Source organism: Paenibacillus sp. P36 (assembly GCF_045866505.1).
GTDB lineage: Bacteria > Bacillota > Bacilli > Paenibacillales > NBRC-103111 > Paenibacillus_E > Paenibacillus_E chondroitinus.
On sequence record NZ_AP038372.1, the window covers coordinates 1,478,107 to 1,500,537 of the forward strand.

At 46.7% G+C, this 22,431-nt stretch carries 16 protein-coding genes and 1 riboswitch; of the genes, 13 read left to right on the forward strand and 3 right to left on the reverse strand.

Annotation, left to right across the window (positions count from 1 at the left end):
* Position 1 precedes the first annotated feature (1 nt).
* Both ACKTT9_RS06955 and ACKTT9_RS06960 read left to right on the forward strand, forming a co-directional pair.
* Positions 2-1,261: a cation:proton antiporter gene (locus tag ACKTT9_RS06955; protein ID WP_407872981.1), complete on the forward strand. Its 1,260-nt coding sequence runs from the start codon at positions 2-4 to the stop codon at positions 1,259-1,261.
* A gap of 39 nt (positions 1,262-1,300) precedes the next feature.
* Positions 1,301-2,038 (forward strand): response regulator transcription factor, encoded by a 738-nt coding sequence (locus ACKTT9_RS06960; RefSeq protein WP_407870983.1) that lies wholly within the window; start codon positions 1,301-1,303, stop codon positions 2,036-2,038.
* A gap of 44 nt (positions 2,039-2,082) precedes the next feature.
* Here the strand turns inward: ACKTT9_RS06960 and ACKTT9_RS06965 are convergent, their stop codons facing one another.
* Positions 2,083-2,979 (reverse strand): LysR family transcriptional regulator, encoded by an 897-nt coding sequence (locus ACKTT9_RS06965; protein WP_407870984.1) that lies wholly within the window; start codon positions 2,977-2,979, stop codon positions 2,083-2,085.
* Between the two features lie 288 nt (positions 2,980-3,267).
* Here ACKTT9_RS06965 and ACKTT9_RS06970 point away from each other — a divergent pair, with 288 nt between their 5' ends.
* The 3 genes from ACKTT9_RS06970 to sdhB are packed head-to-tail and all read left to right on the forward strand — an operon-like array spanning position 3,268 to position 6,468.
* The gene (locus ACKTT9_RS06970) at positions 3,268-3,921 is read left to right on the forward strand and encodes a succinate dehydrogenase cytochrome b558 subunit (protein ID WP_315953269.1); all 654 of its coding nucleotides are present in this window, start codon (positions 3,268-3,270) and stop codon (positions 3,919-3,921) included.
* A gap of 16 nt (positions 3,922-3,937) precedes the next feature.
* Entirely contained in the window at positions 3,938-5,701 is a 1,764-nt protein-coding gene (sdhA, locus tag ACKTT9_RS06975; RefSeq protein ID WP_127452859.1) for a succinate dehydrogenase flavoprotein subunit, read from the forward strand.
* 2 nt (positions 5,702-5,703) lie between these two features.
* Entirely contained in the window at positions 5,704-6,468 is a 765-nt protein-coding gene (gene sdhB / locus ACKTT9_RS06980; RefSeq protein ID WP_127452857.1) for a succinate dehydrogenase iron-sulfur subunit, read from the forward strand.
* Positions 6,469-6,530: 62 nt separating this feature from the next.
* On the opposite strand, the gene ACKTT9_RS06985 is transcribed toward sdhB, so the two are convergent.
* Positions 6,531-6,713, reverse strand: a complete 183-nt coding sequence (locus tag ACKTT9_RS06985) for a hypothetical protein (protein ID WP_157319608.1) — start codon at positions 6,711-6,713, stop codon at positions 6,531-6,533.
* 156 nt (positions 6,714-6,869) lie between these two features.
* Positions 6,870-6,977: riboswitch (guanidine-I (ykkC/yxkD leader) on the forward strand.
* Positions 6,978-7,042: 65 nt separating this feature from the next.
* On the opposite strand from ACKTT9_RS06985, the gene ACKTT9_RS06990 reads away from it, so the two are divergent.
* The 4 genes from ACKTT9_RS06990 to ACKTT9_RS07005 all read left to right on the forward strand — a co-directional run bounded on the left by ACKTT9_RS06990 (position 7,043) and on the right by ACKTT9_RS07005 (position 11,177).
* Positions 7,043-8,065, forward strand: a complete 1,023-nt coding sequence (locus tag ACKTT9_RS06990) for an ABC transporter substrate-binding protein (protein WP_407870985.1) — start codon at positions 7,043-7,045, stop codon at positions 8,063-8,065.
* A 21-nt stretch (positions 8,066-8,086) separates the two neighbouring features.
* Positions 8,087-8,905, forward strand: coding sequence for an ABC transporter permease (locus ACKTT9_RS06995; protein WP_407870986.1), 819 nt, complete (start codon positions 8,087-8,089; stop codon positions 8,903-8,905).
* Between the two features lie 3 nt (positions 8,906-8,908).
* Entirely contained in the window at positions 8,909-9,724 is an 816-nt protein-coding gene (locus ACKTT9_RS07000; protein WP_407870987.1) for an ABC transporter ATP-binding protein, read from the forward strand.
* A gap of 394 nt (positions 9,725-10,118) precedes the next feature.
* On the forward strand, positions 10,119-11,177 hold the full coding sequence (locus ACKTT9_RS07005; protein ID WP_407870988.1) for a LacI family DNA-binding transcriptional regulator: 1,059 nt from the start codon (positions 10,119-10,121) through the stop codon (positions 11,175-11,177).
* A 53-nt stretch (positions 11,178-11,230) separates the two neighbouring features.
* Here ACKTT9_RS07005 and ACKTT9_RS07010 read toward each other — a convergent pair whose 3' ends face one another.
* A complete protein-coding gene (locus ACKTT9_RS07010; RefSeq protein WP_407870989.1) occupies positions 11,231-12,208 on the reverse strand; it encodes a cation diffusion facilitator family transporter in 978 nt (325 codons plus the stop codon).
* 676 nt (positions 12,209-12,884) lie between these two features.
* Between ACKTT9_RS07010 and ACKTT9_RS07015 the strand changes: the two genes are divergently transcribed.
* From ACKTT9_RS07015 to ACKTT9_RS07030, 4 genes are all read left to right on the forward strand, one after another.
* Positions 12,885-14,000, forward strand: a complete 1,116-nt coding sequence (locus tag ACKTT9_RS07015; protein ID WP_407869224.1) for an IS110 family transposase — start codon at positions 12,885-12,887, stop codon at positions 13,998-14,000.
* Between the two features lie 681 nt (positions 14,001-14,681).
* Entirely contained in the window at positions 14,682-15,098 is a 417-nt protein-coding gene (locus ACKTT9_RS07020; protein ID WP_407870990.1) for a hypothetical protein, read from the forward strand.
* 35 nt (positions 15,099-15,133) lie between these two features.
* Positions 15,134-15,610, forward strand: a complete 477-nt coding sequence (locus tag ACKTT9_RS07025; RefSeq protein WP_407870991.1) for an NUDIX domain-containing protein — start codon at positions 15,134-15,136, stop codon at positions 15,608-15,610.
* A 190-nt stretch (positions 15,611-15,800) separates the two neighbouring features.
* Complete coding sequence (locus ACKTT9_RS07030; RefSeq protein WP_407870992.1) at positions 15,801-22,385, forward strand: cadherin-like beta sandwich domain-containing protein; 6,585 nt, start codon at positions 15,801-15,803, stop codon at positions 22,383-22,385.
* Positions 22,386-22,431: the final 46 nt, after the last annotated feature.

Genomic DNA, 22,431 nt, shown 5'->3' on the forward strand with positions numbered 1-22,431 from the left:
GATGGAGAATTCAACCTCTCAGCTCATCGAACATGTCATTGTGCTGCTCGTGCTCATTTTCGGATTAGGGATGTTGTTCGGGAAGGCGGCCAATTGGCTTAAACTTCCTGATGTTGCCATGTTTCTTGTAGCAGGAATGATCGCGGGACAAGCTTTCCACTGGATTTATGAGCCAAGCGCCTCGTTTACGAATCAATTCATTCTCGTTATCGGTTCCGCGCTAATTCTCTTTGACGGGGGACGCAACATCAAGCTCACCGGTTTGCGGCAAGTCTGGGTTACAGTCGGCATGCTTAGCATTCCCGGTGTGATCATCACCTGCGTGGCCGTTGCAGCGGCTTCGCATTTCCTTCTGGAGCTGCCATGGTTGTATGCTTTGCTCCTTGGGGCAATTATTGCATCAACAGATCCGGCAACGCTCATTCCGGTATTTAAACAAGTGAAAATCCGCCGCAAAGTCAGAGAGACCGTTGAAAGTGAATCGGCTTTTAATGATGCGACGGCGTCCATTCTGACATTTTCGCTAATTGCTGTCATCCTGGGCACGCAGGAAGTTTCGCTTCTTTCAAGCACACTTGATTTTGTTAAAACGGCACTCGGAGGGCTTCTGCTTGGGGCTGTTATCGGCTATGCGATGACCTTTCTTACCGCCCACATGAAACTTGGCATGTTGAAGGATTATGCAACGATTGCGATGGTCGTTACTTCGTTAGGAGCATATATCGCAGGAGAAATGCTAGGTGTTAGCGGCTTTATGGCGACTTTTACAGCGGGACTGATCTGGGGGAACGCCGGCACGTTCAAGCTCGATTTGGAAGATAAGCGCCATGAAATGGAGCATTTTTCCGAAAATATTACGATTATCATGCGAATGCTAATTTTTATTCTTCTGGGAAGCCAAGTGAATTTCCCGGTCATCCTCGAGCATTTTTGGACGAGTTTGGGTGTCATCTTCGTATTTATTTTTATCGCACGTCCGCTGACGGTGTTGATCTGTACGTGGCCGGATCGTAAAGCGAAGTGGAAATGGAATGAGATTTTATTTATGTTCTGGGTTCGTGAAACAGGTGTCATTCCAGCGGCTTTATGCGGAATGGTGGCTGGCATGGGGATTGCGCACAGTGATCTCATAGCGAGTGTGACTTTTATGGCTGTGCTGATCACCATCCTGTTCCAGGCAAGCACAACGGCTTTTGTAGCGAAAAAGCTGGGACTTGAAGTGAAGTCGGACGGGCCGGAAGCTGATGGTTCCGTCTTGTAAGTCTCAACGAGAGAATTTCGAGGCGAAGGTGGACTCCGAATGTACAAAGTATTAATAATCGAAGACGATCCTATGATCGGCGATATGATCTCCATGTATTTGGGTGAAGAAGGCTTTGAAGTCATTCGAATGGAGACGGGGCAAAAGGGGATTGAAGCGGTTAAACCATTTGCTCCTGACGTCATTTTGCTGGATCTTATGCTGCCGGATATGGACGGACTTGAACTGTGCAGACAGGTGCGAACTACGTTGAGTGTGCCGATCATGATTGTCTCGATGAGAAATAAAGTGGTTGAACGGGTGGCTGCGCTGGGGGCTGGAGCCGATGACTATATGTGTAAGCCGTTCAGCATGCATGAAATGAGCGCTAGAGTCCATGCTTTGATTCGTCGTTCCAATTTGTATCAAAATGCGGGTGACAACACACGTATGAACCAGGCGGTACGCTACGATACAAAGCCAGAAACAGATGAGGCGCTGCTCGCGGATAAAAACAAGATTACCCTCGATCTTCAAACCCGTTCGATGATTGTTCAGGGGCAGCTGGTCGAGACGACGTATTCGGAATTTGAAATTATGAAATGTTTCGTCAATCATCCTGGTCGCGTGTACACGCGAGAAGATTTATTGCAAACCGTCCGGGGCTTCGATTCCTATGTCACCGATCGTGCGATTGATGTGCATATTGCCAATCTTCGCAAAAAAATCGAAGACAATCCCAAAGAGCCTAGGCGGATCCGAACGGTCTGGGGCGTGGGTTATAAGTTTGTCTATTAGCATAGAACCTCTAATTTGCTCGATATGCCGAGCGAATTGGAGGTTTATTTGTGTTTGGCAAAGTAGTTGATCGTTTGTTCGATGAATTTAAGGGACTCCGGGTTGTCAGTTGCCTGGTCCGAGTAGATCAGCGAAGTGGTTCGCTTCGTTTGCTCTAGTTCTACTAAATAGCGCAGAATTAACTCATTATTCTGAATCAAATCTTCTCGCAGATACGACTTAGGAAGCAGCGTCGCGGTTTTGCAGGTAGATACGAGCCGAATGATCGCCTCGAAAGAATCGATTTCCATTTGGACATTAGGAAAAATCGTATACCGATGGAAGAGCTCATCCATCAGGATGCGATACCAGGTGCCTTTGGAGAAAAGGATCATCGGCAGATCGTTCAAATCGCTCATCGTAATTTGGGCTCGATCAATGAATGGATGCCCCAGCGGAAGCACCAGACAAAGATGATCATCGAACAACGGCTCGCAGTGCAGGCTTGATGCATTGATTTGGGAAGCGACGATACCGATGTCGACTTTATTTTCTTTGACCATGGTCACGATTTCATGCGTTTTGCCTGTAAGCAGTTTAATCTCTGTGAGCGGATAAACCTGCAAGTAATCTGTTATCAGATCCGGCAGTGTAGCCTGCAAAGTTGTTAAACTGGCGCCAACCGTAATCGAAGAATGCGTGCCTGCAGCTTTGTACATTTGAAGGGTTTGCTTGAATTTCCGTTCCACGTGGCGAAGCTCGAGCGCATGATCGTAGCAGATCTGACCTGCTTTGGTCAGCTCAAGACGTTTTCCTTTGCGGATGAATAGCTCCACGCCGAGTTCTTCTTCCAGCTTCATGATTTTGCGTGAAAGAGCCGGTTGTGAGATATTCAGCAGCTGTGACGCTTTATTCAGGCTCACTTGTTCGACAACAACAGCGAAAACATCCAAGAGTTCCATGTTTTTTTCATCTCCGTATTCATTCGTATATGCAAATTAGTTATAAGTATATATAAAAAAACGGCACTTCCATTATAAGCGTAGAAGAGGTACGATGTACATGTCACTTTTTATTCACATTTATTGGACGACCGTGTATATTCGCTTACTAATTAGGTGTAAAATAGGCGTGGATGATTATGGGTTGACGCTCGTTTGCGGCGAGAGTAGAATGGTATGTGGCTTGTTTTGTCAGAACATGTCGGATGGTATTTATGAAATTTTGTTGAGGGGGGAATTGGTTACATTATGGGTAATTCGTATTACTTTCGAAAGATCCACTCTTTGCTTGGTGTAATTCCAGTGGGCTTCTTCCTTATTGAGCATTTGCTCACTAACTATGAAGCAACGAAGGGTCCTGAAGCATTCGTGGATCAAATTAACTGGTTGAACGGTCTGCCGTTGGTCCTGCTGTTAGAAATCGTGGGCATCTGGCTTCCGCTTCTTTACCATGCCGTTTATGGACTTTATGTGGCTTATCAAGCACGTAATAACGTCTCGAACTACAGCTATTTCCGTAACCAAATGTTTATGCTTCAACGGGTAACCGGCGTTATTACGTTCCTGTTCGTAGCGTGGCATTTGTTCGAGACTCGTCTGCAAGTTGCACTGGGCAATGTTGCACACGAAAATCTCGGCATGACAATGCATGACATTGCGACGAATCCAGTTATGTTTACGGTTTATGTGATTGGTATCGTTTCAGCGACATTCCATTTCTGCAACGGTTTATGGTCATTCCTTGTAAGCTGGGGAATTACGGTTGGACCTCGCGCACAACGTTACTCCTCCATTATTTGGATGGTATTGTTCGTGGTGATGTCCGTGATGTTTATTATGTCTTTGACTGCATTTACAGATACGCAATTTCAAGTTCCGGTAGAAGCGCATTCGGGGCATTAAGGGAGGGTGAACAGAAGTGGCTAATTCGAAAATCATCGTCGTCGGCGGAGGCCTTGCGGGACTCATGGCGACAATTAAAGCAGCGGAGGCCGGAGTTCACGTGCAATTGTTCTCCTTGGTTCCTGTTAAACGTTCCCACTCCGTATGTGCGCAAGGCGGCATTAACGGTGCGGTGAATACAAAAGGTGAAGGGGACTCCACGTGGGAGCACTTTGACGATACCGTTTACGGTGGAGATTTCTTGGCGAATCAACCGCCAGTTAAAGCATTATGTGATGCAGCACCAGGCATCATTCACTTGATGGACCGTATGGGTGTTATGTTCAACCGTACACCGGAAGGTCTTCTTGATTTCCGTCGTTTCGGCGGAACGAAATATCACCGTACGGCATTTGCGGGTGCAACAACAGGGCAACAGCTTCTGTATGCACTTGATGAGCAAGTACGCCGCTGGGAAACAGCTGGTCTCGTAACGAAGTTCGAGCACTGGGAATTCCTTGGCTCCGTTCTGGATGACGAGAATGTTTGCCGTGGTATTGCGGCTCAAGATTTGCGCAGCATGGAGATCCAAACGTTCCCGGCTGACGCTGTTATTTTGGCAACAGGCGGCCCTGGTATTATCTTTGGTAAAACAACGAACTCCGTTATTAACACAGGTACGGCAGCAAGCGCTGTTTACCAACAAGGCGTTAAATATGCGAATGGTGAAATGATTCAAATTCACCCGACGGCGATTCCTGGCGATGACAAGCTTCGCTTGATGTCAGAGTCCGCACGTGGGGAAGGCGGTCGTATTTGGACTTACAAAGACGGGAAGCCTTGGTACTTCCTTGAAGAGAAATATCCGGCGTACGGAAACTTGGTGCCTCGTGATATCGCAACGCGTGAAATTTTCTCCGTATGTATCGATCAGAAGCTTGGTATTAACGGCGAAAACATGGTTTACCTTGACCTTTCTCATAAAGATCCAAAAGAGCTTGATATCAAGCTTGGCGGTATCATGGAAATCTACGAGAAATTCATGGGCGATGATCCGCGTAAAATCCCAATGAAGATTTTCCCTGCGGTTCACTATTCCATGGGCGGTATGTGGGTTGACTACAACATGATGACGAACATCCCGGGCTTGTTCGCTGCAGGTGAGTGTGAGTATCAGCATCACGGTGCAAACCGTTTGGGCGCGAACTCCCTTGTTTCGGCGATCTATGACGGTATGGTCTCCGGTCCTAAAGCGGTTGAGTATATTCGCGGCCTAGAGAAACATGCGGATGATACGTCTTCCATCGTGTTCGATCGTGAGAAGAAACGTCACCAAGACCGCTACGAGAGCTTGCTCAAAATGAACAGCGGGACAGAAAATGCCTATGTTCTGCACAAAGAACTTGGCGACATGATGAATGCGAATATGACGGTTGTTCGTTACAATGATCGTCTTGAAGATACAATCAATAAAATCAAAGACATGAAAGAAAGATACAACAACATCAACATTACAGATACAGCTCGTTGGAACAACCAAGGGGTAGCGTTCACACGCCAACTCTGGAACATGTTCGAGCTTGCTGAAGCGATGACGGTGGGTGCATTAATGCGTAACGAGAGCCGTGGCGCGCACTACAAGCCTGACTTCCCTGAACGTGATGATGACAATTTCATGAAAACAACGATTGCCGATTGGACGCCGGAAGGTCCGAAAATCAGCTATGAAGACATTGATGTATCTTTGATTGCACCGCGGAAACGTGATTACTCCACGGAGAAGAAAAAGGGAGGACATTAATCATGGCTGAGACACTAAGCGCACAGAAAACCGTGAAGTTTATCGTGACTCGTCAAGAGAGTCCGGATTCTAAGCCTTATACCGAGGAATTTGAAGTTCCTTATCGTCCCAATATGAACGTCATCAGCGGTTTGATGGAAGTGCAACGTAATCCAAAAAACGCGCGTGGTGATAAAACAACGCCAGTTTGTTGGGAATCCAACTGTCTGGAAGAAGTTTGTGGAGCTTGCTCCATGGTCATTAACGGTAAGCCGCGCCAAGCTTGTTCGGCTTTGATCGATAAGCTGGAGCAGCCGGTTCGCGTAGCTCCGATGAGCACGTTCCCTGTTATGCGTGACCTTGTCATCGACCGTGGACGCATGTTCAACGCTTTGAAGAAAGTCAAAGCATGGGTTCCAATCGACGGAACGTACGATCTTGGTCCAGGACCGCGTATGGCCGAGTCGAAGCGTCAATGGGCATACGAGTTGTCCAAGTGCATGACTTGCGGCGTATGTCTGGAAGCTTGTCCGAACGTAAATGACAAGAACTCTTTCATCGGACCATCCGCGCTTTCTCAAGTTCGTTTGTTCAATGCTCATCCAACAGGTGAAATGAACAAAGACGAGCGTTTGGATGCGCTGATGACAGATGGCGGTATCGAAGGCTGCGGTAATTCGCAGAACTGCGTACGCTCTTGTCCGAAAGGCATTCCGCTGACGACTTCCATCGCAGCATTGAATGCAGACACAACGAAACATTTATTCAAGAAATGGTTAGGTGTGTAAGAGTTAAGAATAAAGCCCGATACCCTGAGCGACAGGGTGTCGGGCTTTTGTGCATACAGGGGTTAATTTGCCGGGGGAAGCGCGTTCGTCTCCGCCCAATCAGCGTTATCTATAGGGGAGGTCTGGAGAGGATGCTTGATGGCCAGTTCTTCCTGACTTGGTGCTGCAGCAGGGATGGTTTCATTTTTTGACGCAGCTGCCATTGTGATATCTAACATACTTAAGTGGAAATGAATCGAATACATCGTCTGCACCTCCAAACTCGTTGTTATTATGTAATATATTATTACACAATTAACTGATTTGACAACAAAATAATTATTTGTGTTATGTATATTGACATAAGTCTAGGATGTAAGTATGATATAGACAAATGTAAGAGTTAGTTACAACCTCATAGCAAACTTGTTTTCTAGGGTTCCGCGGCAGATGAAGGCTGTCGGTCTGGTCCAAGAGAAGACACACGGTGAAGGTCATCGTGCACACGGAGGGATAAAAGCCCGGGAGGATATCAGAATATGATATCGTTCCGGGTTTTTCTTTTTACCAGTTTAAATGGAGAGGGAGAATCAGAATGAGAAAAAGAATGGTATTTCTGATGATGGCGTTGTTACTCGCTTTTACAGTCGTGAGCGGATGCACGAGCAAAGAGGCAGCAAGTAAGGCAGCAGGTGGCAGTGATCAACCCATCAAATTGGCGCTAAGTCCATGGCCGGGCTGGTTTGTTTGGTATTTGGTGAAGGAAAAAGGGTTCTTTGAGAAAAATGGCGTAAAGGTCGATCTTGTTTGGTTCCCCGTGTACAGTGACTCCTTATCTGCCCTTGCGTCCGGCAAAGTTGATGCGAATAGCCAAACTTTAAGTGATACGCTTGCTCCTGCAAGCAAAGGGATTCCACTCAAGGCGGTCCTTGTGAACGATAACTCCAATGGTGGAGATGGCGTCGTAGTCAAACCTAACATCAATTCGCTGCAGGATTTAAAAGGGAAAAAAGTAGCAACGGAGCTAGGAACGGTTGATCACCTGCTCATGCTAACGGCGCTTGAGAAGGCCGGCCTTGCTGAGAAAGACGTCTCTTACACCAATATGACAGTGAACGATGCAGGACCTGCTTTCATCTCAGGCAACCTGGATGGTGCCGTACTGTGGGAACCATTCCTGAGCAAAGCGATTCAAGAGGGCAAAGGCAAGCTGTTATTTTCCTCCAAGGATACGCCTGGACTCATTCCTGACTTGCTCGTGTTTAAAGAAGAAATTACCAAAAATCGTCCGGAAGACGTGAAGAAAATTCTGAATGCCTGGTTCGATGCGCTGGACTACTGGAAAGCTAATCCGGAAGAGTCGCTACAAATTATGGCGAAGGCGGCCGAGACGCCGGTGGTCGAATACAAAGCTGGAGTCGACAGCGTGAAAATATTCCAGTTAGACGATAATGTGAAAGCCTTCCAAAAAGGTGATTCGTACAGCTCCCTGCATTACACATCGCAGAAAACAGCCGAGTTCTTGAAAAGCTTGGATATGCTTAGCACCATCCCGAAAGCAGAGAGCTTCTTGGACGGACACTTTGTCGAAGAAGTGATGAAAGAGCGAAAGAAATAACAGGTGAGTGAGAGGTGCTCTATGGAAACGGCTATGAAAAAAAGACGCAAATCCAAGTTGTTTGCCATACGAGGCGACATCAATCGTAAAACGTATGTTTCAGGCATTGTTCTCATTATATGTTTGGCACTCGTCTTTTGGAGTGTGCTCAGCTATGGCAATTTGGTTAATCGAACCTTTTTGCCGACACCGGATCAAGTGCTTCGCCAATTTGCCATTCAGCTGCAGAGTTCCACTTTTTGGCATCATGTTGGCATTAGTATTTTCCGAGTAGGCGCGGGATTTTTACTTGCTTGTTTGCTTGGGATTCCGCTTGGGATTCTGGCGGGTACGTTTCGTTTTGCAGAAGCGCTGCTCGTTCCGCCGACCGAATTCATTCGCTATATGCCGGCTACGGCGTTCATTCCGCTGATTATGGTTTGGGCCGGAATCGGGGAGTGGGCGAAGGTCATCGTCATTTTCATCGGCTGCTTCTTCCAGCTCATGCTGATGGTGGCAGACAATACGCGATCGGTGTCGAACGATTTGCTGCAAACCTCGTACACCCTTGGCGCTAATCGCTGGCAAGCCATTGAGAAAGTGTTGATCCCTGCGCTGCTGCCTGATTTGATGAACACCTTACGTTTAATTATTGGCTGGGCATGGACCTATCTTGTGGTGGCAGAGCTGGTTGCGGCAAGCAGCGGGCTGGGGTTCTCCATCATGAAGGCGCAAAGGTTCCTGAATACGGATCAAATCTTCGTGGGTATTATCGCTATTGGCTTGCTCGGATTGATGACGGACCGTACCTTTGCTTATTGTCACCGCAGATTTTTCCCATGGCTGGAAGGAGGGCGTTAACTGATGCGAGCACAACAAGCCCTACATAATGAACCTTTGCATGAAACAGAGTTACGAGTGAGCAAAATTACAGCTTCCGATATAACGAAAGTGTACAGTTCGAAGAAGTCGCAGTTCGTAGCGCTAGACAGAGTTTCCTTCCATGTGGATGCACATGAATTTGTGAGTTTCGTTGGTCCTTCCGGCTGCGGGAAGTCCTCTCTTTTGCGAATTGTTGCCGGTCTAGAGACGATGACGACAGGATCTCTGAGCATTTCGGGGCATGAGATTGATGGACCTGGCGCTGATCGCGGAATGGTGTTCCAATCCTACACGCTGTTTCCGTGGCTTTCCGTGCGGGAAAACATCGAGTTCGGATTGACGCTGAAGGGTGTTCCTATTTTCGAAAAAAGAGCCATTTCCGATCACTTCATGGAGCTTGTCGGCTTGCAAAAGTTCGCCAGATCGCTGCCGAAGGAGCTCTCCGGCGGGATGAAGCAGCGGGTGGCGATCGCAAGAGCACTCGCCAACAATCCGGAAGTGCTGCTCATGGATGAGCCTTTTGGAGCGCTCGATCCGCAGACCAAAAACTCGATGCAAGAGCTGCTGCTGCGCATCTGGGAGAAGGAGAAGACGACCGTCGTGTTCATCACGCACGATATCGAGGAAGCGATCTTCCTTTCCCAGCGTGTGTATGTGATGCAGGCGCATCCGGGCACAATCCGGAAGGAAGTCGTCATTCCACCCGGTTTGCGTGACGTGGAAGATGTGAAGGATTCGGAGTCTTTCCTGAAGTTGAAAAAGCAGATTATTTCCCTGATCGGGCATCATGAGGAATGAATGGAAACTTGGCCGTTGTTGCGGTCAAGTTTTTTTGATTTTAGTAGGAGGTGTCTAAGCCAAGCTCATTGGATGAATTCCAACGAAAAGGCGATTTTAGATACCTAAATGCCTATTTGATTGGACAGAATCCAGCAAAGCTATATATTTTGAATGGATTTAGAGGCTTTTTAACCATTGTAGTTGGATTTCATCCAACCAAAAGAAGAATGAGTACGTCTGTAGCGTGTTCTCGTTGTATTTTATACAATGCGGTTACACACATAAGGACTGTCAGGATGAAACTTGAATCGATTGGTCAATCTCTGGAAAATTTACTTTTACTGTTCTAATTGACGAGAGATTGGCTGTTCGATAGAATAAATTAAAGCGATTCATAAATGAGGGAAATCATGTGAATAAAAGTAAACAGCCGACAATTGTCGATGTGGCTTCGGAAGCCGGCGTTTCCATTGCTACCGTATCGAATGTTATCAATCGCAGAAAGGTGCCGATGGCGCCCGAAACGATCCGCAAGGTGGAAGAAGCCGTTGTTCGGTTAGGCTATCGCCGGAATGTGATGGCGACGAATTTGAGCCGCCGCAGGTCCTATGAGCTCGGGTTGATTATTCCGCATTTTGGCGGCTATTATGGACGTTTTGCGGAGAACCTGGAGCAGAAGGTGCATCATTTTGGCTACCATTTGTCCATCTTCTCGGCGGCCGGTATGGATCCGGAGATTGAACAGCGCCATCTGGAGCATTTATTACAGCGCAGAGTAGACGGTTTGGTCAGCCATGGTTTGGCGATGAGCATGCACTCTACGCAGCAGTTAGTCGGAGAGGGCACGCCCCTTGTCATCTTCAATGGGTGGGGCTGGCCGAACGAAATCGTCAAAATGGCGGTTAACTTGGATTTTGCGAAAGCGTCTTCGGAGGCGGTTCAGCATTTTCTGGCGAACGGCTGCCGCTCCGTGATTTATGCAGGCAGAAGCAAAGGAATGGGAGCTAACGAACAACGTATCCAAGGATTTATGGCTGGGCTAAGCGATCGTGGGGAGTCGACCGTGCATGCGCTTTTGGATGCAGGCGAGCTTGGAATTGCCGGTACACTTGATGAAGCGCTGCGCTTAAGCGGGGATTTGCGGCCTATCGGGATCTATACGTTTAATGATGCTTTGGCGCTTGAGCTTCTGGCCCTTTGCCACGAACGTGGGATATCCGTACCCGAAGAGATACAGCTCATTGGGATGGATAATGAGTTTTTCTCGAAGTCGAGCTATCCGTCTATCACCAGCTTTGAGATGCCGGTTGATTTGCAAACCAGCTTGGTTGCGGCCTTTCTCATGCGGCAGATTGGGGAAGAGTTGGACGAGGAGAACACGCAGCTGCTGGAGGAATACTTGCCACGTGTGACAGGGCATGAACTGTTTATTGATCTAGAGATGATCGTACGGAAATCTTCAGGAAAATAAGAAAGACCATTGATCACTTGGGGGAGAGATCGATGGTCTTATCTTTTTTTGGATTAAAGGAGTGGTAGGGAGCTGCTGGAAGCGGAGTTCAAACTGTTTTGGTGCTTCAAGAAAGCTTTACCGTACTCCCCATGCGGATTGATTTCGGCATGCTCAATTTGAATCGTGGCATGCTCGATGCCGTATTTGCTTTTGAGCGTTTCATTGATGGCCAGAATGACGCAAAACGGTTGAATGTTCGGACTGATGAACACGTGGGCTGTTAAGGAATAATGGTCCGTCGAAACGGCCCAAAGATGCATTTCATGTACATCTTCTACACCCTCCACAGAGGCAATCTGCTTGCGAATTTCGTCCAGGTTATAACGCTCCGGCACGGATTCCATGAGAATCAGGTACGATTCACGAATGATTTTGCTGCCGCCGATGAAAATAATGCCGCCAATCACCATGGAGATGAGTGGGTCGAAGATGAGCAATCCAGAGTAATAAATAATAATGGATGATACGATGACGCCAACCGAGCTGAGCAAATCGCCAAAAAAGTGCCAGAGGGCGCTTTTGACATTCAGATTATCCTCTTCCTTCACGCTGTTATGGAGCACCAAGGTGAGCACCAGGTTGACGATGAAACCTATCGAAGCAATCCCTAACATAAGGCCAAGCTGGATCGGCTGGGGATGAATCATGCGCTGAATGCCCTCGATGAAGATTCCCAAGGCGATCACGCAGAGGGCGAGGCCGTTTAGGAATGAAGCGATGATCTCAAACCGCAGGAACCCGAACGTGAATCGGGCATTCGGCTGCCGGGTTGCAAGATGCAGGGCAATCATGCTTAAGCCCAGAGCGATGACGTCCGAGATCATATGGGCCGAATCCGAGAGCAGCGCGAGCGAATTGGAGAGCACTCCGCCGACGATTTCTACAATGGTGAAAAAGGCAGTTAGCAGAAGGGTTACCCACAATGTTTTTCTGGATTTTGTTTGTTTTTTTACGTGACGAAGATGGTGGTAGTCGTATTCGGTATTCATACGGTCCCTCCTTATTTATAATAATTCTAATTTAATTATTACTATTATATGCTAGCAGGGGGAAAGGTGCAACCCTTTTTGGGCGATTTACAGATTAAACACAAATTCTGAGAAGTCTACAAAATGAGCAGGGGGAGCGTGTAGAAGCGTTTTGAGGCGTGTAAGAGCGTATGGAAACGTATAGAAACGTATAGAAGCCTAAAAAAGCGTATAGAAGTGCTTAAAGAGGAAAAGAATAAAGCGTTTTCTATTTTGTAACATAAATGAAATATTCCTGTTATGGTTCCATAATGTTTGGAGGGTAATATAATAACCAAGACCCCCTTTTTAATATAAACTTTTTGAACCCGGCCCCGTTGGCTGGGTTCCTTTTTTTGTCTGGGAGTTATTTCTTCGCAACATTATGGAGATGAGATGGCTTACAGGGTTGGTAGTATAGCACTGACCTTAGCGGAACTACATTCCTCTATTACTTTTAAATTTACCGATTCCCTCAGAGAACGGGAACTATGATCCTCTATTTCGCCTATCTCAGTCCATATGTGAGGTTTAAAACATAAATAGTTATGATGAACGCACAACAGCCCCTAATATTTGCTGAATCGTAGGCTAAACTGGTAATGAACAATCAATCCATACCAATCCAGAGCTAATAAGCAAAATAGGAGCTGTTAATATGAAGCATACCACAAAATTCATAGGTTTAGACGTATCTAAAGACAAGATTTCTGTTGCTGTTGCAGACGCTGGACGCGACGAACCTCGCTTCGTTGGGCACTTCCCTCATAAACTGGAGTTCGTAAAGAAAATAATGAGACAACTCGGCAATGCTGAAAACTTAGAAGTTTGTTACGAAGCTGGCCCAACGGGTTATGTACTCTTTCACTGGCTAACTGCGCTCGGTATTACTTGTAAAGTTATCGCCCCTTCCCTCATTCCAGTCCGGACAGGCGATCAAATTAAGACAGATAAACGAGATGCCCTTCGTCTTGCTACACTGTTTCGCGCGGGAGAACTAACAGCTGTGCACGTACCAACTCCTGAACAAGAAGCTCTTCGCGATCTTGTTCGCTCAAGAGAGGATGCGAAAGAGGATCTCCATCGAGATCGCCAGCGGGTATTAAAGTTACTTCTGCGGCGTCAAATTTCTCATCCACCTGCCATCAAAAATCGTTGGACACGAAATTACAGAGAGTGGTTGACCAGCTTGAAATGGGAAAGAGAATCTGATCAGCTCATGTTTCAAGAATATTTGCAGGCGATTCATGAATCCGAAAGTCGCCTTCAACGTCTGGAAGCGAGCATTATTCAATATGCTCAAAAAGGGGCTTTGGGTCCAGTCGTTAAAGCACTTCAGGTATTAAAAGGGGTAGCCATCATCTCGGCGCTTACGCTTGTTGCTGAAATAGGTTGTTTTACACGTTTCCGAAATCCTGCCATGCTCATGGCTTACCTTGGCCTGGTCCCACGAGAGCATTCTACAGGACTTAGTACGCGAAGAGGAAGTATTACCAAGGCGGGTAATCGTGGAGTTCGTCGCACTTTGGTCGAATCAAGTTGGAGTTATCGTCATAAGCCATCGATAGGCAGGGAACTTAGAAAACGAATGGAAGGTCAGGAAGGCGAACTTCTGGCTGTCTCATGGAGAGCGCAAATACGGCTGAACAGCAAATACTGTAAACTTGTGTACCGTGGAAAAGAATCTAATGTAGCTGTAACAGCAGTTGCGCGAGAACTAGTCGGATTCATCTGGGAAATCGCGTGTAAAGTCGAACGATCTGTAACGGCCTAAAACCGACAACAGGGTTTAGAGTGCCCAGCCGACAGGCTGGGACAAGACATAGTCTTCAAATCATCCGAGCTGTCAAGGCTAAACGTTGCGCTTCGCGGCCTTGACAGTCGATACTTTAGCAGGAATAAGATACCTAAGTATGGTGAAACAAAAGCAATAATTGGGCCCAGGAGCAAAGTAGGGGTTGAAGAGAGTCCGTGTGAGGCCTTATGCACAACTATAGGTTTGCTAATAGCTGCGTGCGACAATAGTTTACAGGAAGCTCTTCTTAACGAAAGTCATTAACTGCGGTAACCAGCCCGCGAATATCAGGATGCTAGCCGTTGCTTGCATTTTGCTCCTGTGCCGAGTTATTTGCTTACAAAAAACACTCAATTACTCTCGTACTAAAATGGGGGCTTGACAGAGTGCGTTCATATCAAAGCCCTGTAGTTCCGTCTAGACCTTCAAAATGACTATTTTAGCTCAAATAGTGCCTTGTACTTCCTTTATTACTTTATGCTTAAAGATTTGAGAAGGCATTAACTTAACGAAAAGAGAATGTCCATACGGCAGATTGTTCTGCTTAGGAAACAGCTTCTTTTTTTACTATCCAAACAATATATCTAATACTGTTCCAAATTGGCTACGAGACGCACAAGTAACAAAGTTGCACTCAGCAAACGGGAGGGGCAATCCAATATGTTAAATTCATTTTTCACGAAGATCTATATGGCAATGTCCGGATTCAAAAATAACGTAAAGCAATTATCTGGAAATCCTGATATGCTAGAGGATGAAGCAGTCGCCGGGACAAGGGTTGAAATAGATGAGTTCCCCGATTTATTGCACGATATTTCGTCCATTTTCGAAAAAGGGTTAAGCGAGCAGGATATTAAGATTGCTCAACATACAATTGAAGCATTAAGCATCGACGGAACGACGAAGTTTCACTATATTGTGCGTATGCATGCTGAAGTTTTGGGGATGACCATGATTGCGGTTCGCGATCGGCCAACGAGTGCGGTTCTGTGTTTTGTAACAGAGGTGAAGGTTGCTTATCACATTCAGGGGGTCATCTCCGTCTTTCATTTACCTGAAAATCAAGTTCTGCAGTAGCTGTGTACGATACCTATCGAAAGGCGATGATTAGATTGACTTATCCAATCCGGGTAAGAGCGTGTGCGCTTATTATCGAAAATGATGCTGTTCTGCTTATACAATTTGAGGATAAAAACGGGATTCATTACAACCTTCCGGCAGGTGGCGTGGAGGCTGGGGAGTCCGTCATAGAAGCAGTGAAGCGAGAGGCTTTGGAAGAAGCTGCTGTGGATGTAGAAGTAGGGCCGCTTGCCTTTGTTTCCGAACATGTTCCGCATTTAATTACAACGTATGAAAGCAATTCGCCGCACTGCTTAAGTTTGATGTTTGATTGCCAGATAAAAGAAGGTTCCAGGCCGTCTCTCCCGGCGAATCCCGATGAGAATCAAACCGGTGTCAGATGGGTTTCATTTTCTGAACTGGACAGCATAGTTCTCTATCCGAATATTAAGCAGATGATTAAGGATTACGCGAGGGATCAGAAGAGAAATATTGAACTGATAGAAGAGTACAAACTTGCGTTAATTTGATACTGATAAAAAGCCGCCGATGCATACCCATGCTCGGTTTTTTTAATTGCGAATAATATTTGACAATCTATGTTTCTAGTGGAAATAATGCAATCATTTTAATCTTATTATCATGTGAAAATAGAAGTCCGTATGATAAGCTTTACTGGTCATGCATTTTATTATTGACAGATCGTTGAGGAGGGATAATTTGTTAAAAAATCTACAAAGAGCAGGCATTATGCTCATTTGTTTCTTGCTCGTTTTTGGAACGATGCTGGGGCAAAAGACAATGGCCGCAACTCAGCAGCCAGGTGATCAGCACAGCGTAATTCCGAACGAGCCTATAACAGGCGCCGCTTTTGGAAGTAATGTGTATGTGGCGGTGGGCTACTACGGCAAGATTTTGAAGTCAACCGATGGGTTCGATTGGCAAATAGCCGCGGATAGATTACGCCTGGATGTGACCTATACCGGCGTTGCATTCGGTGGCAATCAATTCGTTGCTGTCGGAGATCAAGGGACGGTCATGACGTCTCCGGACGGAACCGTATGGACGCAGCGCGATTCTACGATATCGAGCAGAATTGATAGAGTTGCTTATGTGCAAAACGGGATCAATAAGTTTTTCGCGGTTACGACGGGTGGCAAGGTGATTACCTCATCTGACGGCAAAACTTGGTCGTCGATGACGATTGGGACGAGCAATAATTTGACTTCCATAGCGGTCAGCGACAAGGCGATCGTCATCGGTGATTCTGGCGGTTATGTACATACGTCAACAGATGGAAGTACTTGGACTAAGCATACGAAGCTTTCGGGTTCATTCTTTATTAATTCTGTGCTGAGTCTTAATAATCGTTTTTATGCCAATGACGCTTTGGGATCAAGTTATACATCCCTTGATGGTATTACCTGGTCTGGTCCATTCAGAGCAGCCGGCAACACGTCGAGCCAAATATTTGGAGGCTTATATGACACTGTAAATTTCAAATATTACTTATTCGGCTATGATGGGACGTCTTATGGCGGTATTTTTAAGTCGACGGATGCAACTGGTACTACTTTTCAACAACAACCTAAAGGCTCCACAATGACATCTCAAAATGCCTTTTATGCAAATGGTGTATTTATGCAGCTTGGCAATGATGGCATCGTGGTTTCCACCGATGGAGTGAATTGGCAATACCCGTATGGCGGATCATTTGGCAATGTGATCTATGATGGATCTCGCTATGTGGCCGTTGGACGAAATGGGAATGATGGCTTCATTAAAGGGTCAGTAGACGGTGTTAATTGGTCCAAGGTTAATTTGAACTTGGTTCCTGCGATGACTTCCATTATTTATTTTAATGGCAAGTATGTTGCTGTCGGCAACTGGGGAACGGTGGCTACATCAAGCGATGGAACGACTTGGACGGTAAATCCCACGGCGATTTCAGATTACAAACTTACTTCTGTCTCCTATGGGAATGGTGTACTCATTGCAGTAGATGAGATCGGTACGATCTATAAGTCAACGAATAATGGAGTGACTTGGTTACCGCCAGTTAGAGAAGATACGGATAATTATAACGCACTGCAGTTCGTTTCCTACACAAATGGAAAGTTCTATGCCGCTGGAGATTATGACACTTATCTGGAGTCGACAGATAATGGGGATAGTTGGCATACAGTTGCTTCTACTGCGGTTCCGTCCTTAGCTTTCTTCAATATCAATATGATGCAGCAAGCGGACATTCCGGTGACTTTGACGAATACACTCAAGAGCATCACTGTCAGCAACAGAGGCACGACACTGACCCAAGGTACTGATTTTACGGTGACAGGTAGTGTTGTAACGCTGAAAAAAGAGTTTTTGTCTCAACTGGCTGAAGGATGGCAGACGTTTACTTTTCATTCGAGTAATGGAGCATCGCAGACGTTTGCAATAAAAGTAACAAACACATCCGCTGCATTAGGTCAGGCGACAACCGTTAAACTGTCAAAAGACGGAATCGCGACTTGGAATCCAGTGGCAGGCGCAGCAGGCTACGAGGTACAGCTATATCGCAATGATTCGGTGTGGGGCAGCGCAGTTTTGACGAGTGCCAGTACGCTAAGTGCAGATTTCCTGAGTTCTATGCGTTCAGCAGGCCCAGGCAAGTATACGTTTAAAGTTAAAGCAAAAGGAAATACGGTTAACTACAAAGACGGGCAGCAATCGGCCGCTTCGAATATTGTAGAGATTTATAAAGCGCCAACAGAAGATGGATCGGCGAATAAAGCGGGAACCGCGCAAAATGTGAACTTTAGCATCAAAGTAAATAATGCTGTCAATGGAGCGGTTGTCACAGCTCAAGTGGCAGGCGTAAATGTTTTAAAGACAGTAACAAATGTTGCTGCGGATGCAAGCGGCAAAGCAACACTGCCTATTGACATCACGAAGCTAGCAGAGGGCAGCAACGATATTGTGATTGCTTTTACCGTTGGAGCGGACAATTTCTCCGAAGAATTAACGGTTACGCTCACGAAAGACACGATTGCACCTCTTGTACCAACGGAGGACGGAACGGCGGATAAAGCAGGAACGACGCAGAATACGAATTTCAATATTGTCGTTAATGCCGAAACCGATGCTAAGGTGACAGCGTTAGTTGGCGCTTCAAATGTGCTGCAAGTTGGCACTGATGTTAAAGCGGCTAATGGGAAAGCATCGCTGCCAATTGATCTGGCGAAGCTTGCTGAAAACGCCAATCAGATCGCCGTTGTTGTAACGGACGCAGCAGGAAACGCATCAGGTACACTGACGGTACCCGTAACGAAAGATACGATAGCGCCGAACAAGCCGCTAGAAGACGGGTCGGCAGACAAAGCAAATACGACGCAGAATACCAATTTCGATATCATCGTAACCGCAGAGAATGGGGCCAAGGTGACAGCGAAAGTGGGAAGCACGAATGTGCTGCAGTCTGGTTCGGAAGTAACGGCGGCGAATAATAAAGCCGATCTGCCGATTGATGTAACGAAGCTGGCGGAAGGACCGAACAGTATCACAATTGAAGTGAAAGATGCTGTTGGTAATACCTCCACTGCCTTGACGATTGCTGTCAATAAGGATACGAGTCCACCCAATGTTCCAACGGAAGACGGAACGGCCAACAAAGCGGGAACGACGCAGAACGCGAATTTCAGCATTTTTGTAAATGCGGAAGCGGGTTCAGCAGTGACAGCGAAAGTAGGAGGCGCGAACGTCCTGCAGTCGGGAACAAGTGTAACGGCTGTTGGCGGTAAAGCGACGCTGCCTATTGATTTTACGAAGCTCGCTGAAGGATCAAACGTGATTGAAGTTGTGGCAACAGATGCGATAGGCAATGCTTCTAATGCTTTGACCGTTGCGGTAGCGATAGATACGACTGCGCCAAGTACTCCAACGGAAGATGGAACAGCGCCGAAAGCAGGTACGACCCAGAACGCAAACTTCAGCATCATCGTAAATGCAGAATCAGGGGCAGCGGTGACAGCGAAAATAGGCGGTACCAGTGTTCTGCAATCAAGTGTGACAGCTGCAAATGGCAAAGCAATACTGCCTATTGATCTCTCACTCCTCACAGAAGGCGTAAACAGTATTGAGATTGTTGCAACAGATGGTATGGGGAATGCCTCTGGCACATTGACAGTACCTGTGACCAAAGATATAACACCACCGGCTGCACCAGTCGAAGACGGAACGGCTAACAAAGATAACACGACGCAGAATGCCAATTTTGACATCATCGTAACCGCTGAAAATGGAACAACGGTGACGGCGAAAGTGGGAAGCACGAATGTGCTGCAGTCTGGTTCGGAAGTAACGGCGGCGAATAATAAAGCCGATCTGCCAATTGATGTAACGAAGCTGGCGGAAGGAACGAACAGTATCGTAATTGAGGCGAAAGATGCCGTTGGTAACACGTCCGTTACCTTAACAATTACGGTCAATAAGGATACGAAATCTCCAGATGATCCGGCGGAAGACGGAACGGCCAACAAAGCAGGAACGACGCAGAACGCGAATTTCAACATTATCGTAAACGCGGAAACGGGTTCAACCGTGACTGCGAAAGTAGGAGCCACGAACGTCCTCCAGTCGGGAACAAGTGTAACGGCTGTTGGCGACAAAGCGACGCTGCCTATTGATTTTACGAAGCTTGCGGAAGGATCTAACGTGATTGAAGTTGTCGCAACAGACGCCACAGGCAATGCGTCAAATGAACTGAGCGTTGAGGTAACAATAGACACGACTCCGCCAACTGATCCTACGGAAGATGGAACAGCGCCGCAAGCAGGTACGACCCAGAACGCAAACTTCAGCATCATCGTAAATGCAGAAACGGGAGCAGCGGTGACAGCGAAAGTAGGCGGCACTAATGTTCTAGAATCGGGAATGAGTGTGACAGCTGTAAGCGGCAAAGCAACACTGCCCATTAATCTCTCACTTCTTACAGAAGGCCTAAACAACATTGAAATTGTTGTGACAGATGGTATGGGGGCTGCTTCCGGCATATTGACAGTACCTGTAACGAAGGATACGTCACCGCCGGCTGTACCTGTCGAAGATGGGTCAGCAGACAAGAATAACACAGCACAAACGGATAACTTCAACATCATCGTTGATACCGAAGCTGGTGCAAATGTCACGGCGATGGTCGGAAATACGACTGTGCTACAGGCTGGAACGAATGTAACAGCAGTTGGCGGCAAAGCGATCCTGCCTATTAACTTGTCGAAGCTGGCAATGGGCGACAATGATATTAAGATCGTAGCAACGGACGCGATTGGCAATTCATCAACAGCATTAACGGTCAAGGTTACCCGTGAGCTAAGCTCAAATGCTGATTTAAGCGCTTTGGGTGTTAGCCGTGGAAGTTTGAATGAGATTTTTGCAGCTGGCACGACGAATTACACGTTAAGCGTAGCCAATAACGTTGAGAGCATGACGGTTACGCCAACGACAGCGGATGCTGGCGCGAGTGTAACTGTAAAAGGCCAAACGGTACAAAGCGGTCAGGCAAGTGCGGATATTGCGCTTAATGTTGGCGTGAATCACATTGAAATTGTTGTAACAGCTGTGAATCACACGACGAAAACCTACACGATCGATGTAACGAGAATTAGCAACAATGCACTGCTTGCAAACTTGTCGGTCGATCAAGGGAAGTTAACACCGGATTTCTCGAACGCACAGCTTCATTATCAAGTGGAAGTGCTTAATACGGTTTCTAATCTAAACATGTTTATAGAAAAGGCTGAGCCTAGTGAAACGATTACGGTAACGGGTGCAACCTATTCCTCTGTAACAGGCGATGTTTATACCTACAGTGCTAGCAATTTGAACGTTGGTTCAAACACGATTAGCATTGTAGTAACTGCGCAGGATGGTACGACAAACAATACGTATAGCCTGACTGTTGAACGCGCGCCTATTTTGAGCGAGAACGCAGACTTGAGCAATTTGACGCTTTCGAACGGAGCGCTGACGCCGGCATTTGCATCGGGGCAAACGAGTTACACGTCCAATGTAGCGAATGCAGTATCCAGTCTTACGGTAACAGGCACTTTGGCTGATAGCCATTCGACGATGACTGTTAATGGAACACCAGTACTGAGCAGCCAAACTAGCGGGAATATTCCATTAACTGTCGGGGCGAACACAATTACTATTGTCGTGACAGCGCAAAACGGGACTCAGAAGACTTATACAACTACCGTTAATCGCGCGGCACAGGAAATTACGGATGAGCATGAGAATGAACATGATGATGCCGGTAACTCTGGATCCGTAAACTCCGATCCTAATTCTGTGACTGCAACAAATGGTCAATTAACACTTCAAGTAGGTCAATCAGGAGTAGTTAGTTTAGGTGATTCCATTACCATTTCTATTCCTGTCGGGGCTGCATTGAAAGAATTGAAATTATCGATTGAAAAATTAGTGAACACTCAAAATCTAATTACGGGTAAAGAGATTCTTGTGAGCCCGATCTTTGAGATTTTGAAAAACTTCACGGAGAACTTCAGTAAACCGGTCACATTGAGCTTATCTTTTAACCCATCGGCTGTTCAAAAAGATCAAAGACCATCTGTCTTCTATTATGACGAAGTGCAGAAACAATGGGTTGAAGTCGCTGGAGGCATTGTGAACGGCGATCGAATTACTGTAGCGGTGAATCACTTTACAAAATATGCGGTATTCGCTGTCGGACCAACCGAACCAACGAAGGAACCTTCTGGCAACCCAGCTTTCCGGGATATTGCAGGACATTGGGCAGAAGCTAGCATTAAAAATGCGGTTAGTGGAGGCATCGTCAGCGGATATCCGGACAGTACGTTTAAACCGGATTCAACGGTAACGCGCGCTGAATTCGCGGTTATGCTCATGAATGCGTTGAAACTGCAAGGCGAAGGAGCGCAACTAACCTTCACAGACAATGCCAAAATCGGAGCCTGGGCGCAGCAAGCTATCGGAAAAGCAGTCAAAGCAGGCATCATTCACGGCTATGAAGATGGCAGCTTCCGCCCGGATGCCCAAATCACACGTGCCGAAATGGCCGTCATTATCGCAAACGCGATGGGGGCATCCACGACGGCAAGTGCGGCTACGGGCTTCTCGGATGACGAGACGATCCCGACATGGGCCAAAGGCAGCGTTGCTTTCGTGAAGCAAGCGGGTATTGTGCAAGGCAGAGACAAGAATACGTTTGCTCCGCAAGCTAACGCAACAAGAGCCGAATCTGTTGTAGTTTTGTTAAAAGCGTTGGAAAAAAAGAACAAATAGCATGAACTTAAAAGAGGCTGTCCCTGGTCATTCACGACTTTGGGGA